The 14,166-nt window shown below is 74.9% G+C and carries 13 protein-coding genes; 10 read left to right on the top strand and 3 right to left on the bottom strand.

Going from position 1 to position 14,166, the window contains the following annotated elements; genetic code table 11:
- Positions 1-16: 16 nt before the first annotated feature.
- The 5 genes from FNH09_RS37170 to FNH09_RS37150 are packed head-to-tail and all read left to right on the top strand — an operon-like array spanning position 17 to position 5,575.
- Positions 17-1,246 carry an MAB_1171c family putative transporter gene (locus tag FNH09_RS37170; RefSeq protein WP_152894288.1) on the top strand — a complete coding sequence of 410 codons (1,230 nt, stop codon included), beginning with the start codon at positions 17-19 and terminating at the stop codon, positions 1,244-1,246.
- Positions 1,247-1,279: 33 nt separating this feature from the next.
- Entirely contained in the window at positions 1,280-1,804 is a 525-nt protein-coding gene (locus FNH09_RS37165) for a toxin (protein ID WP_162469682.1), read from the top strand.
- Positions 1,801-2,982, top strand: a complete 1,182-nt coding sequence (locus tag FNH09_RS37160; protein ID WP_152894287.1) for an MAB_1171c family putative transporter — start codon at positions 1,801-1,803, stop codon at positions 2,980-2,982. Before FNH09_RS37165 ends, FNH09_RS37160 begins: the two co-directional genes overlap by 4 nt.
- Entirely contained in the window at positions 2,979-4,178 is a 1,200-nt protein-coding gene (locus tag FNH09_RS37155; protein ID WP_152894286.1) for an MAB_1171c family putative transporter, read from the top strand. The genes FNH09_RS37160 and FNH09_RS37155 overlap by 4 nt, the downstream gene beginning before the upstream one ends.
- Before the next feature lie 8 nt (positions 4,179-4,186).
- Positions 4,187-5,575 carry an FAD-dependent monooxygenase gene (locus FNH09_RS37150; protein ID WP_152894285.1) on the top strand — a complete coding sequence of 463 codons (1,389 nt, stop codon included), beginning with the start codon at positions 4,187-4,189 and terminating at the stop codon, positions 5,573-5,575.
- A gap of 136 nt (positions 5,576-5,711) precedes the next feature.
- On the opposite strand, the gene FNH09_RS37145 is transcribed toward FNH09_RS37150, so the two are convergent.
- Both FNH09_RS37145 and FNH09_RS37140 read right to left on the bottom strand, forming a co-directional pair.
- Positions 5,712-6,557, bottom strand: a complete 846-nt coding sequence (locus tag FNH09_RS37145; RefSeq protein ID WP_162469681.1) for an SMP-30/gluconolactonase/LRE family protein — start codon at positions 6,555-6,557, stop codon at positions 5,712-5,714.
- Entirely contained in the window at positions 6,554-7,327 is a 774-nt protein-coding gene (locus tag FNH09_RS37140) for an IclR family transcriptional regulator domain-containing protein (protein ID WP_162469680.1), read from the bottom strand. Before FNH09_RS37140 ends, FNH09_RS37145 begins: the two co-directional genes overlap by 4 nt.
- Positions 7,328-7,510: 183 nt before the next feature.
- On the opposite strand from FNH09_RS37140, the gene FNH09_RS37135 reads away from it, so the two are divergent.
- Complete coding sequence (locus tag FNH09_RS37135) at positions 7,511-8,119, top strand: hypothetical protein (RefSeq protein ID WP_420802820.1); 609 nt, start codon at positions 7,511-7,513, stop codon at positions 8,117-8,119.
- A 73-nt stretch (positions 8,120-8,192) separates the two neighbouring features.
- Here the strand turns inward: FNH09_RS37135 and FNH09_RS37130 are convergent, their stop codons facing one another.
- Positions 8,193-9,059 (bottom strand): ATP-grasp domain-containing protein, encoded by an 867-nt coding sequence (locus FNH09_RS37130; RefSeq protein ID WP_162469679.1) that lies wholly within the window; start codon positions 9,057-9,059, stop codon positions 8,193-8,195.
- Positions 9,060-9,202: 143 nt separating this feature from the next.
- Between FNH09_RS37130 and FNH09_RS37125 the strand changes: the two genes are divergently transcribed.
- The 4 genes from FNH09_RS37125 to FNH09_RS37110 all read left to right on the top strand — a co-directional run bounded on the left by FNH09_RS37125 (position 9,203) and on the right by FNH09_RS37110 (position 13,814).
- Positions 9,203-10,273, top strand: a complete 1,071-nt coding sequence (locus FNH09_RS37125; RefSeq protein WP_152894282.1) for a MerR family transcriptional regulator — start codon at positions 9,203-9,205, stop codon at positions 10,271-10,273.
- Positions 10,274-10,293: 20 nt separating this feature from the next.
- The gene (locus FNH09_RS37120) at positions 10,294-10,908 is read left to right on the top strand and encodes an O-methyltransferase (RefSeq protein WP_152894281.1); all 615 of its coding nucleotides are present in this window, start codon (positions 10,294-10,296) and stop codon (positions 10,906-10,908) included.
- A 132-nt stretch (positions 10,909-11,040) separates the two neighbouring features.
- Complete coding sequence (locus FNH09_RS37115) at positions 11,041-12,483, top strand: AMP-binding protein (RefSeq protein WP_162469678.1); 1,443 nt, start codon at positions 11,041-11,043, stop codon at positions 12,481-12,483.
- The gene (locus FNH09_RS37110) at positions 12,480-13,814 is read left to right on the top strand and encodes a carboxyl transferase domain-containing protein (RefSeq protein WP_152894280.1); all 1,335 of its coding nucleotides are present in this window, start codon (positions 12,480-12,482) and stop codon (positions 13,812-13,814) included. The genes FNH09_RS37115 and FNH09_RS37110 overlap by 4 nt, the downstream gene beginning before the upstream one ends.
- Positions 13,815-14,166: the final 352 nt, after the last annotated feature.

Raw genomic sequence — 14,166 nt, 5'->3', positions numbered from 1 at the left:
GGGGGAAGGGGGAGAGATGGCAGGCGGCAGCGGCTTCTCCATCTCCTTCTGGATCCCCACCGCCGTGCTGACGGTCGCCCTGCTGATCAAGCTGCCGACGATCATCCGGCTGTGGAAGGACCCGCTGCTGCGGGCCGTGGGCGGGCTGCTGCTGCTGGCCTGTTCGGTGTTCGTGTTCGTGGCGCCGTCGACGATCGCCTGGACCAACCGGGTCACCGGCGTGCCGAACATCTCCGCGCCCTGGGTGTATTCGCTGCTCACCGCGTTCTGCGGGTCCTGTCTGCTGCTGATCATCGCCTGGCGCAACGGCCTGTCCGACCGCTCGGCCGAGACCCGGCGCGCCATGCGGTGGGTGGTCCTCGGGTACACGGGCGTGATCGTGGTGCTGTGGGTGCTGTTCGCGCTGGCGGACGCGCCGGTGGAGCGGCTCACGGACCTCGACACCTACTACGCCAACACGCCGTACATGCGCGAGATGATCGTGCTGTATCTGCTCGCGCACGCCGTGGCGGTGCTGATCACGTCCCGGCTGCTGTGGAACTGGGTGCGCACCGACGGGCTGGACGCCTGGCTGCGCTGGGGACTGACGTTCCTCGGCGCGGGCTACGGTCTGAACCTCATCTTCGACGTGTCCAAGTCCACCGCCGTCGTGGCCCGTTGGACCGGTCACGACCTCGACCTGCTGAGCACCGGGGTGGCGCCTCCGGTGGCCTGTCTGTCGGCGATCGCGATCGCGGTCGGCTTCATCCTGCCGCACGTCGGCCAGTATCTGCACGACCGCTGGCGGCTCCGGCTCGCCCACCGCGAGCTGCGGCCGCTGTACCTGCTGACCCGCTCGGTCGCCGGCGGCGGCGTGCCCCGACTGCCGCGCGGCACGGCCGAACTGCGCCTGACCCGCCGCGAGACGTTCATCCGCGACGTGCTGCTGCCGCTGGCCCGGCACATCGACGTGGAGCTGCGCGGCCGGGCCTACGAGGCCGCCCGCGCCCTCGGGTTCCCGCCGCGGCGGGCCGAGACGCTGGCCGCCGCGGTGGCGATCCTGGACGCCGTCGAGGGCTCCCGGGGGCGGCCGGAAGGGGACGGCAGCAGCGACGACGCGGACGCCACCGATCTGCTCCAGGGGATCGGGGCCGTCTCCCGGGAGCTGCGCAGACCCGACGACATCGACGCGGTACGCGCCCGCGCGGCGGCGCCGGCGGGTGTGCGGGCGGGCGGTCCGCCGCTTTCCGCACCGGAGGTGGGGTAGCTGAAGCGGGGTCTTTCCCGGCATATTTCGACGGTGCGTACGAAGCGGGAGATGCGCCGGCTCGCCGGCACGCTCATCGATCCCATCCGGATCCCGATCCCGGCCGACCCCGGGGACCTCTTCGACGCGCTCGTGGAGTCGGTCAGCCAGTGGCGGGGCCGGGAGGTCGTCGTGCACCGGCGGGTCTTCCCGCCGCACACCGCCAGCGGGCTGTGGCTGGACGGGCATACCCACGACGACGTCGTCATCGACAAGCGGGCCGCCGTCTGGCACCAGATAGTGATCTTCTGTCACGAGGTGTGGCACATGCACCGGCAGGGAACGGACGGCACGGACACGGAAGTCGACGGCGAGAGCCCCCGACTCGTCGCGGCGCGGACGGACTTCAGTCTCGCCGACGAGCAGGAGGCCGACCAGTTCGGCATGCTGATGGGCCGTCGGCTGCGCACCTGGCTGGAGGCGCCGGCCGACTCCGTGTACGCCGCCGACAGCAACGGCACCCACGACCTGTCCGGGCGCATCGGAGCCGCCCTCAACTACCGCGGGACACGAGGATGAGCGGCCTGATCAACTATGTGAGCTGTGGGGTGCTGTGGCTGGGCCTGGTGGTCAAGGCCCCCGACCTGATGCGGCACCGCAGCGACCCCTATCTGCGGGCCATCTGTGTCGTGCTGGGCCTGGCCGGCGCCTGCTTCTTCCTGGGCGCCCCGCCGACGGTCGGCGCCGTCAACCGGATCAGCGGGGTGCCGAACCTCGCCGCCCCGCTGACGTACGCGTCGATCACCGCGTACAGCGCCGCCGCCCTGATCCTGATCGTGTACTGGCGGGGCGGCCCGCACGTGCACCGCACCACCCGCCGCTGGGTGGTGGCGTACGCCTGCGTCCTGGTCGGCATCGCCGGGACGTTCGCGCTCGGCGACGCGCCCGTGGAACGCCGTACCGACCTGGACACCTACTACGCGACGACCCCGTTCATCGCCGAGATGATCGTGCTCTACCTGGCCGGGCATCTCGTCGCCGCGGTCGTGACCATGGTGTCGTCCCTGAGCTGGGCCCGTCACGTACGCGGCTGGCTGCGCGCGGGCCTGGTGACGCTCGGCATCGGCACGCTGTGCAACGCCGGGTACAGCGTGACCAAGCTCGCCGCGGTGGCGGCCCGCTGGTCCGGCCGCGACTGGTCGGGCCTGGGCACGACCGTCTCGACGGCGGCCGCCGGACTGGGCGCCCTGACCACGGTCACCGGCATCCTGATCCCGCTGCTCGGCCCCCGGCTGACCCAGTGGCACAGCTCCCGGCGGGCGTACGCCCGGCTCGAACCGCTGGAGCGCGAGCTCGACGACGTCCTCACCCGGCGCGCGCTGCGGCTGCCCCGGCCCCGCTGGTCCTCTCCGACCACCCGGCTGATCTGGCGCCGGACCAGCATCCACAACGCGCTCGGCCACCTGGACGCGCTCTTCGACCGGGGGCTGTACGACCGCACCCGCGAGGCCGCGCTGGCGGACACCGGCGGCGATCCCGAGCAGGCCGAGGCGGTCGCCTGGGCCGCCGTCATCACGGTCGCCGTACGGGAGGAGGAACACCGGGCCGGACCGCTCGCGCAGGCCGCCGGGACCGGCTGGATCGCGGACCGCACGCCCGGCCCGGACGCGCTCGTGCGGATCGCCGACGCGCTCGCCTCCTCGCCGCTCGTCGCGGCCGCCCGGGTGTGCGGTGCGACCACCTCGGGCAGCGCATGAACGTCGTCCTCTACGTCGCCGCCGTCGGCCTCGGGCTGTCCGGCGCGGTGCTGTTCCGCCGGCCGCGCGCGGGCGTACGGGCCGTGCGCAACCCGCTGACCGTGTCGACGTGCGCGGCCCTCGCCCTCGCCTCGCTCGTCCTCGTCTGCTCGGCCCCGCTGACCCTGGCCGCCGTCAACGACCTCACCGGCGTGCCCAACTTCGGCGCCCCGCTCACCTACGGCATGCTCTCCGCCTACAGCTGCTCCCTGTTCGTCCTGCTGATCAACTGGCGGGGCGGGTCCCGTGAGCGGGTCCGGCGCATGGTGCTGCGGGCCGTCGCCGCGTACGCGATGCTGATCGTCGCCCTCGTCGTGCTGTTCGCGCTGGCCGACGCGCCCGTGGAGCGGCTCACCGACCTCGACACCTACTACGCCGGTACGCCGTACATGCGCGAGATGATCGTGCTCTATCTGGCCGGGCACAGCGTCGCGACCGTCGGGCTGTGCGCGGTGGGCGTCAAGTGGGGACGCGAGGTCACCGGGCTGCTGCGCACCGGACTGCGGCTGATCCTGATCGGTTCGATGCTCGACCTGGTGGGCTTCCAGCTGACCAAGTACACGGCCGTCGTGGCGCGTTGGGCGGGCCACGACCTCGACTTCCTGTCCACGGCGGTCGCCCCGCCGATGGCCTCGCTCGGCGCGCTGACCTGTTCCGTGGGGTTCGTGCTGCCCCGCCTGGGGCCCTCGGTCGCCGCGCACTGGCACAGCCTGCGCGACCTGCGGACGCTGGGGCCGCTGTGGTCGGCGCTGCGGTTCGCCTCCACCGCCCCGCCGCCGCCCGGTTCCTGGTGGCGGCTGCCGCGGGAGCGGTTGCAGTGGCGCGAGGTCGCCATCCACGACGCGCTGCTGACACTGGCCCCCTACTTCGACGACCGGGTCCGGGAACGGGCCCTCGACGGTGCCCTGCGCGCGGGCCGCACCCCGCACCGGGCGCGGGTCGCGGCGGAGGCGGCGATGCTGGCCGCCGCCGCGCGCCATGCCGCCGCGCGGTCGCGGCCCTTCGACGTGCAGAGCGGGTACCGGCTGCGGGCCACCCGGGCCTCCGGGACCAGCGGGCTGACCGAACTGGTCGAGCTGGCTCAGGAGTTCACCCGATCAACACCTGTCACCGCGGTACGTGAAGGTACCGTGACGGCGACCCCCGATCGACCCTGAGGAGCCCCATGACGCGCAGAGCTGTCGTCATCGGTGCCGGCCTGGCCGGCATGCTGGCCGCGGCCGCGCTGTCCACCAGTGCGGATGAAGTGATCGTGCTGGAGCGCGACGAGCTGCCCGAAGGACCGGCCCACCGCAAGGGTCTGCCCCAGGGCCGCCACTCCCATGTCCTGATGGCCGGTGGCCTGGCCGCGATGGAGGAGGTCGTGCCGGGCGTGAGCATGCGCAAGCAGCTCCTCGCCGCGGGCGCGCACGAACTGTCCCTGGGCCGGGACATGGTGGCGCTCACCTCCGAGGGCTGGTTCCGGCGCTGGCAGGACGAGGGCCCCCGGCTGATCGCGTGCAGCCGGGCGCTGTTGGACTGGGTGGTGCGGGTCGCCGTGGCGGCGGACCCGCGGGTGGTGATCCGCCGGGGCCGGGCCGTGGGCCTGCTGGGCGACGCGGGCCGGGTGAGCGGCGTACGCGTGGCGGCGGAGGGCGCGGACGAGTACGACCTCGCCGCGGGCCTCGTCGTCGACACGAGCGGCCGCGGGTCGCGGGTGGTGCACTGGCTGGGCGGGCTGGGGGTGACCGGCGTCCGGGAACGGACCGTGGACACGGGCCTCGTCAACGCCACCCGGGTGTACCGCGCCCCCGAGGGCGCCGAACGCTTCCCCATGACGGTCGTCCAGGCCGACCCGTACGCGTCCCGGCCGGGCCGCAGCGGGATGATCCTGCCGATCGAGGGCGGCCGCTGGATGGTCAGCCTCGGCGGGACGCGCGGCGGCGAGCCGCCCGCCGACCCGGAGGGCTTCCTGCGCTACGCCCTCGACCTGCCCCACCCCGTGGTCGGAAGGCTGATCGCCGCGGCCGAGCCGCTCACCGACGTGCACCTCAGCCGCAGCACCCGCAACGACCGCCGGTACCTGGAGAAGGTCCGCGACTGGCCCGAGGGTCTGGTCGTGCTCGGCGACGCGCTGGCCACCTTCAACCCGGCGTACGGGCAGGGCATGACGGTGGCGGCGCTCGGCGCCCGGGTGCTGCGCCGCGAACTCGCGGGCGGCGGGGTCCGCGCCGTCGGGCTGGCCCGCCGGGTGCAGCGCGGGGCCGCCCGGCCGGTCGACGCGGCCTGGGCGGCGGCCGTCGGCCAGGACGTCTGGTACCCGGGGACCCGCGGCGCCCGGCCCGGCCTCGGCGACCGCGTGGTCACCGGCTTCGCCCGCCGGCTGACCCGGGCGGCGACGGGCTCCCACGGTGCGGCGGCGGCCCTGTGGGACGTGACGAGCCTGTCGGCGGGCCCCGCCCGCCTGCTCCGCCCGACCACCCTCCTGGCAGTCCTCAACGGCCCCCTCCTGCCCCCACTGCCGGGCCCTCCACTGACACGCGAGGAACGACGACTGGTGGACACGGCGGGCTGAGGGCTGCGGGCCGGACCGGCCCACGTCCGACAGCAAACTGCGGACTGCGGGCCAGGTCGGCCCACGACCGGCTGGGCGCTGCGGGCCGGGTGGGCCCGCGACCCGTTGCGGGCTGAGCACCGGGCCGACCCGGCGCTCAGCCCGTGAACGGCGGGTGCGGTCGGCCCTGGCCCGCTTCCGGGATCACCAGCAGGCAGCCCGCGAGCGCGGACGGCGCCGACAGCCCCGTACGGGCCGTGGTGACGTAGAGGTCCCTCAGGTCCGGGCCGCCGAAGGCGCAGGCGGTGATGCGCGGGGTCGGCAGGGTGATCACCCGGTCGAGGGCGCCGGACGGGGTGTAGCGGCGGACCGCGCCGCCGTCCCAGAGGGCCACCCACACACAGCCGTCGGCGTCGACCGTGAGGCCGTCCGGGAAGCCCGCGCCCGCCTCGATCTCCGCCAGCGTGCGGCGGTTCGTGATCCGTCCGCCGTCGTGGTCGAAGACGTCGATCCGGCGGGTCGGGCTGTCGACGTAGTACATCAGGCGGCCGTCGGGGCTCCAGCCGGTGCCGTTGCTGACCGTCACGTCGTCGAGGACCGTCTCGACCGTGCCGTCGCCGGCTATCCGGGACAGCGTGCCGCCGCCCGCGGCCTCGTCGTAGCGCATCGTGCCGACCCACAGCGAGCCGTCGGGGGCGACGGCGGCGTCGTTGGCGCGGCGGCCGGGCACGGGATCGTGGTGCAGCCAGCCGAGGGTGCCGTCCGGGTCGAGCAGGGCGACGCCGTCCCGGAGGTTCAGCACCAGTCCGCCGGCCGCGCGGGGCTTCACCGCGCCGACGTGCTGCGGGGTCGTACGGACCGTGCGGCGGCCGGAGGCGGGGTCGTAGGTGTGGATCCGCGAGCCCAGGATGTCCAGCCAGATCAGCCGGCCGGTCGCCGCGTCCCAGGTCGGGCCTTCGCCGAGCGTCGCCTCCGCCCGCACCGCCACCTCGTACGCCGTCACGCCACGCTCCGGTGGCCCAGGCGCTCCGACAGCTCCACGGCACCCTTGGCGGCGAGCTGTTCCAGCTCCACCAGGCGCTCGTCGCTCCAGCGGATCATCGGCACGGAGATGGACAGCGCGGCCACCACCCGCCCGGTCCGGTCGCGCACCGGCGCGGCCACACAGCTCACGTCCGGGTTGGACTCACGGCTCTCCACCGCGACCCCGCGCCGACGGATCTCCGCCAGGGCCTCGCGCAGCGCGGCCGGGGAGGTGATGCTGTTCGGGGTCATCGCGACGAGGTCGGCGTCCTCGGGGACCCGCGAGTCGAGCTCGGCGTCGGGCAGCGAGGCCAGCAGCATCTTGCCGACGGAGGTGCAGTGGGCGGGGAGCCGACGGCCGGCGGCGGACACCATGCGCACGGCGTGCGTGGAGTCGACCTTGGCGATGTAGATGACGTCGGTGCCCTCCAGGATCGCCACGTGCACGGTCTCGTCGCACGTCTCGGCGACCGACCGGGCGACCTGCTGCCCCTCGGCGGCGAGGTCGAGCTGCTCGGCGTAGCGGCTGCCGAGCTGGTACGGGCGCACCCCGAGCCGGTAGCGTCCGGGCTGACCGGGCACCGGCACGATGTACTGACGGGCGGCGAGCGTGGTGACCAGCTCGTGCACGGTGGTACGGGGCAGCTGGAGCCGGCGCACGATGTCGGGGGCGGAGAGCGTCCCGTCCCCGTCGAGGAAGAGCTCCAGAATGTCGAGAGCCCGGGTCACGGCAGGTACGAGTCGTCCCACGACCGGCCCCCTCCCTTGGTTCACTAGGTGACGGTGTTCACGACGGTGTTCTGCGGCGTTCACGATCGACGTTCGATATTTCAACAGCCGATCGGGATTGCGAACATAGGCTAGTCATAGTGGGGTTCCGTGGGCAATGGCCGGGACTCCCGGGAGTGCGGGCGGTGCGCGACGATGGGTGCCATGCCGTCCCCGAAGCCTCCCGCCGGCCCCTTCACCGCCGCGGACTTCCAGCTGGTCCTGCTGCGTCGCATGGCCGACCACAACCCCGGCCTGGTGGACGACGCCCGCCGGCTGCTGGGCGCCTCGCTCACCGACATGCGGGAGGCCAACAAGCGCTGGCAGGCCATGCTGCACTCGCCGCGGGCCCGTTCCGCGGCCGCCCGCTACCGTTCGGTGCTCGGGCCGCCCGAGTCCACCGTCGCCCGCCGGATCGGCGACCTCGACTGCGAGGCCCGGCTGTGGCCGCTGCCGCTCTGGCCCGACCTGCGCTTCGAGGTCCTCGTCGCGCCCGACGGGGTGGTGTGGAACGAGTGGCTGGTACGGGCGCCGGGCGCGCCCGGTGCCGCACCGCGCACCGTCGAGGACCTCGTCCCCTGGTCCTGCACGGTCGACGAGGCCGCCCGCGCCTTCGGCCCGGCCCGCCCGCTCCAGGGCACGGCTCCCACCCGGTGGGGGCTGGCGTTCACCGCGCCCGACCGGGACGGGACGGCGCACGAGGTCGTCGCCGAATTCACCTGGGGACTGCTCCAGCGGACCGCGACGGCCCGGCCCGGCCCGGGGGCGCCCTGAAGGCGGCGCGGGCCACCGCGCGCCCGGCCCACGACGGCCCGCGGATCCCCCGGGCGCGCCTCCGGCGGTCCGCTCAGGCCGACGCCAGCACCGCTTCCGCCACCCGGTCCACGGACCCCGGGTGCAGGAACAGGAACAGATTCGGCTCGACCAGTTCCAGCTCCATCACCCTGGGCCGCCCGTCGTCCCCGTCCACCAGGTCCACCCGCGCGTACAGCAGCTCGGGCGCGCCCGGCACGGCGGCCAGCGCCTGTTCGGCGACGGCGAGTTCCGCCGGGGGCGCGGTCCACTGCTCCAGGCCGGGGTGCGCCACCTTCTCCGCGTCGTAGGCCGTGCCGGGCGACAGCACCGCCCGCTTGCGGCTGGCGTGCAGGAAGCGGCCGCCGACGTACAGCAGCGCCCGTTCGCCGCCGACGTCGATGCCGGTGACGTAGGGCTGCACCATGGCGGTGTGCCCCTCGTCGTGCATCCGGGCCAGGTGCCGCAGGGCGCTCTCGCGCTCCTCGGGGGTGTAGCGGGCGGCGAAGCGGGCACCGGCGCCCGAGGTCGGCTTGACGACGTACTCGTGGCCGTCCGGGAGGTCCGCCGGGTCGCCGGGCGCGAGGTAGCGGGTGGGGACGACGGGCACCCCGGCCGCCGCGAGCTCCCCGAGGTAGCGCTTGTCGGCGTTCCAGCGGACGACGTCGGCGGGGTTCAGCAGCCGGGTGGCCGCGTCGCACCCGCGCACCCACGCCGCGAACTCGGCCGCGCGCCAGCTGTAGTCCCAGGTCGAGCGTATGACGACCAGGTCGAAGCCGCTCCAGTCGACGCCGGGGTCGTCCCAGGGCACGGCGACGGCCTGCGCCCCGGCCGCCCGCAGCGCCTCCACCAGGACCGGGAGGTCGCTGTCCTTGCCCGGCTCCGGGCCGGGGTCGTAGGTGGCGAGTGCGATGCGGGGCACGGCGGATTCCCTCCTGGCGGGGCGGACGAACCCCCGCAGGCTAACCGGCGGCCACGGCTGCGGAAAAAGGTGTTTGACCTTCACCCTGGGGCAGCCCCCAGCATCGGTGGCAGGAAGACGGAGGGGAACCGGACGAGGTGTACATGGACCTGCTGACGATCGGCGCCTTCGCGAAGGCGTCCCGGCTGTCTCCGAAGGCGCTGCGGCTCTACGACGAACTGGAGCTGCTGCGGCCCGCGCGGGTCGACCCGGTGACCGGCTACCGCTACTACGCCCGGGCGCAGTTGGAGCAGGCGCGGCTGGTGGCGTGGCTGCGGCGGCTGGGGATGCCGCTGGCCGGCATCCGCCGGGTGTGCGCCCTCGGCCCGGCGGATGCCGCCGCCGAGATCCGCGCCTACTGGGCCCGGGTCGAGGCGGAGACGGCGGCCCGGCGGGACCTCGCCGTCTTCCTCGCCGACCATCTCGCCGCGGCGGCGCCCGCGCCGCCCGGGAAGGACACCGTCATGCTGGAACTGCGTTACTGCGCCCACTCCGACCGCGGCCGCGTCCGCCCCGCCAACCAGGACACCGCCTACGCCGGCACCCGGCTGCTCGCCGTGGCCGACGGCTTCGGTCCGGCGGGCGGACCGGCCGGGCGGGCCGCCGTCGCGGCGCTGAAGGCCCTGGACACCGCGGAGGTGCCCGCCGGGAGCGTGCTCAACCTGCTGGAGGACGCCGTGCAGAGCGCGACCCGCGCCGTGCACGAGGTGTCCTCGACGGACGAGACCGGTACGACCCTCACCGCCCTGCTGTGGACCGGCTCCCGGCTGGCGCTGGTGCACATAGGGGACTCGCGCGCCTATCTGCTGCGCGCGGGGGAACTGTTCCGGATCACCCACGACCACACCCTGGTCCAGTCGATGGTCGACGAGGGCCGGCTGACGCCGGAGGAGGCCGCCGCCCACCCCCAGCGCTCCCTGCTCCGGAAGGCCCTGTCGGGCGGCGCACCGGCCCTCCCGGACCTGCGGCTGGAGGACGCGCTGCCCGGCGACCGCTATCTGCTGTGCTCCGACGGCCTGTCCGGGGTGGTCCCCGACGACCGGATCCGGCGGCTGCTGTCCGACCGCACCGATCCCGACGACGCCGTACGGGCCCTGGTGGACGCCGCGAACGAGGCGGGCGGCCCGGACAACATCGGCTGCGTGGTCGCCGATCTGGTGGCGGCCGAGGCCTGAACCACGGCAGGATCGGCCGCATGTCGATCGCAGGAACGAGCGCCTACGACTCCCACGACCACCTGCCCCCGCTCGTCGAACGGGCCGTCGCCGCCGCCCGCGCCCACGGCTTCTCGTACTCCTGCCGCCCCGAACAGGGCCGCCTGCTGCACGCCCTGGCGGGCGGCGCCCGCGGGGTCGTCGGGGAGACCGGCACGGGGTTCGGCGTCGGGCTGGCCTGGCTCGCCTCCGGCGCGGGCGCGGGCGTACGGCTGGTCAGCGTGGAGCGGGATCCCGAGCGGGCCCGGGTCGCCGCCGGGCTGTTCGCCGGAATGCCCGGCGTCGAGGTGCTCACCGGCGACTGGGAACGGATCGGCGAGCGGGGTCCGTACGACCTGCTCGTGCTGGACGGCGGCGGGCAGGGGAAGGAGGACGGTCCGACGGCGGACGTCGAGCGGCTGCTGACACCGGGCGGCACGGTCGTCGTCGACGACTTCACCCCCGCGACGACCTGGCCGCCGCTGCACGGGGGCCGCCCCGACCTGCCGCGCCGCTTCTGGCTTGAGCATCCGGCGCTGCGGTCGGTGGAACTGCGGCTGGCGCCCGACCTGAGCACGGTGGTGGGCACCCGGGTGCTGCCGGCCGCGCCCGGGTGACCGGCGTCGGCCCCCGGCCCGCCCGCGAGTGACCGACGTCAAGTCGTGGGCGGGGCCGGATCGGGGGGCCGCTGGTGTAGGAACGGAGGTGTTGTTCCCGGACGTGTTCCCTCACCACCAGGAGTGCACCGCGTGACCTCCCTCTTCCCGGCCCTGACGGACGATCCGGACGGGCGGGCCGCCCTCCGGTTCGGCGACCGCAGCCTGACGTACGCGCAACTCGCCTCGGCCGCCGCGGCCGTCGGCGAGCGGATCCGCGGGGCAGGCCGGGTGGCCGTGTGGGCGACCCCCTCGCTGGAGACGGCCGTCGCGGTCGTGGGCGTGCTGCTGGCCGGTGCGGCCGCCGTGCCGCTGAACCCCAGGTCCGGCGAGAAGGAGCTCGGGCACATCCTGTCCGACAGTGAGCCGGCCCTGCTGCTGGCCGCCCCCGGCGACGAACTCCCGCCCGCCGTGGGCGGCCTGGCACGGATCGACGTCGACGTGCGCGCCACGGCCGAGCCCGTCGCCGCCGACCCGGACGACGGCGATCCCGCCCTGATCGTCTACACCTCCGGCACCACCGGTCCGCCCAAGGGCGCCGTCATCCCGCGCCGCGCGATCACCTCGACCCTGGACGCGCTCGCCGACGCCTGGCAGTGGACCGGCGCCGACGTGCTGGTGCACGGGCTGCCCCTGTTCCATGTGCACGGCCTGGTGCTGGGCGTCCTGGGCCCGCTGCGCCGCGGCGGGTCGCTGCGGCATCTCGGCCGGTTCGACACCGACGGCGTGGCGCGCGAGCTGACCGACGGCGCGACCATGCTGTTCGGGGTGCCGACGATGTACCACCGCATCGCCGAGGCGCTGCCCGGCGATCCCGCCCTGGCCGAGGCGCTGGCCGGGGCCCGGCTGCTCGTCTCCGGTTCCGCCGCGCTGCCCGTGCACGACCACGAGCGGATCGCGGCGGCGACCGGCCGGCGGGTGATCGAGCGGTACGGCATGACCGAGACGCTGATGAACACCAGCGTGCGGGCGGACGGCGAGGCGCGGGCCGGGACCGTCGGCGTGCCGCTGCCCGGGGTCGAACTGCGGCTCGTCGAGGAGGACGGCACCCCGCTCACCGCGTACGACGGCGAGAGCGTGGGCGAGATCCAGGTGCGCGGCCCGAACCTGTTCACCGCGTACCTCAACCGGCCCGACGCCACCGCGGCCGCCTTCACCGCCGGCGGCTGGTTCCGCACCGGAGACATGGCGGTGCGCGACCCCGACGGCTATGTCCGGATCGTCGGCCGCAAGGCCACCGACCTGATCAAGAGCGGCGGTTACAAGATCGGGGCGGGTGAGATCGAGAACGCGCTCCTGGAGCACCCGGGGGTGCGCGAGGCCGCCGTGACCGGGGAGCCGGACGCCGATCTGGGCGAGCGGGTCGTCGCCTGGATCGTCCCGGCCGATGCACAGGCGCCGCCCTCCGCCGAGGAGTTGGCGGGTCATGTGGCGGCCCGGCTGGCCCCGCACAAGCGGCCGCGCGTGGTCCGCTACCTGGACGCCCTGCCCCGCAACGACATGGGGAAGATCATGAAGCGGGCGCTGCCGTCATGACCGACGGCCGCACGGCACGCGCGACCCTCGCGCTCGTCACCGACGACTTCACCGAACTCCCCCACCCGGCACGGGAGTCCGGACCGGTCGACGGCCCGCTCGGCTGGCCGGGCTACGACGCCTCCCGGGCCCGCGCCACGGCACGCACCGGCGAGAGCGAGTCCGTCGTCTGCGGCACCGCCCACGTCGAGGGCACCCGGGCCGTGCTGATCGCGTTCGAGTTCGACTTCCTCGGCGGCTCGCTGGGCGAGCGCACCGGGGACCGGCTGGCGGCGGCGTACACGTATGCGCGTGAACACCGCCTGCCCGTCGTGCCGTTGGTCGCCACGGGCGGCAGCAGGATGCAGGAGGGCATGTTCGCGCTGACCCAGCTCCAGCGGGTGGCCCGGCAGTCGGCGCTCACCCGGGCGGCCGGTCTGGCGCAGGTCGCCGTGGTGCGCGACCCCACGACGGGCGGCGGCTGGGCCACGCTGGGCGCGGGCGCGGACGTGATCCTGGCGCTGCCCGGCGCCCAGGTCGGCTTCGCGGGGTCCCGGGTGCGGCCGCCGGACGCCGACCCGGCCGCGTACACGGCCGAGGCGCAGCTGGCGGCAGGCGCCGTCGACGCGGTCGTGGCACCGGAGGATCTGCGCGGGGTGCTCGGACGGTGGCTGCGGCTGCTGACGGCGCCGTCGGCCGAGCCGGCACCCGTGCCGCGGGCGCTGGGCTCGGCGGATCTCCCGGCGACCGGCTGGGAGGCGGTACGGCGCGCCCGCGCGGCCCGGCGTCCGCGCGCCGAGAGCTACCTGGACGGCTACCTCACCCACCGGGTCGCGCTCGGCGGGGACCGCTGCGGCGGCCGGGACGCGGGCATGCTGTGCGGCTTCGGCGAACACGCGGGGCGGGCCGTGGCCTACGCCGCCCAGGCCGGCACGGCGACCCGTCCGGCCGGCTACCGCACCGCCGCCCGGCTGGTCCGGCTCGCGGACCGGCTCGGCATACCGGTGCTGACCCTGGTGGACACCCCGGGCGCGGCCAACGACGCCGAGGCCGAGGCGCAGGGGGTGGGTGCCGCGATCGCGGAACTGTTCGGCGCGGTGGCCGACGCCCGTACGCCGGTCACCACGCTGGTGATCGGCGAGGGCGGCTCCGGCGGCGCGCTGGCGCTGGCCTCGCCCGGCAACACCTGGGCGGTGCCGGACAGTTACTTCTCGGTCATCGCGCCCGAGCCGGCGGCCGCCATTCTCAAGCGGCCGCCGCAGGACGCCGAGGCGACCGCGAACCAGCTCCGCATCCGCCCCCAGGACCTGGTGGAGCTGGGCGTGATCCGGGGCGTGGTGGGACCGGATTGACATGCTCCTCGCCCTGGGGGGCGAGGATTCCGGCCTTCCCTGACTGGTTGCCGTGCCGCTACGCGGCACGGTTTCCGGTCGGGAATCCGTGGCTTCCTGTTTCTTCGCGCTGTGCCGGAACAGGTTCTGGGCTTACCGGCGCTCCGCAGGCCGATGCCGCCGGTCCGGCGGCCTGTCATCTCCGGCATGAAGGCCTGGACGCCGATGGCGCAGAACAGCACCAGCGCGGCTAGACCGAAACACTGCGAATGAATTCCGGTAGACGGGGGCGGAGCGGGAGAGAGCCGGCCGGAGTACACCGGGCGGGCCGGGGCGCTCCCCGGCCCGCCCGGTCGCGGGGCTGCTTCACCCG

This window comes from Streptomyces adustus, from assembly GCF_009377175.1.
GTDB classification, from domain to species: Bacteria; Actinomycetota; Actinomycetes; order Streptomycetales; family Streptomycetaceae; genus Streptomyces; species Streptomyces adustus.
Note: the sequence above shows the minus strand (reverse complement) of the source record. Positions and strands in the feature narration are given on the sequence as shown.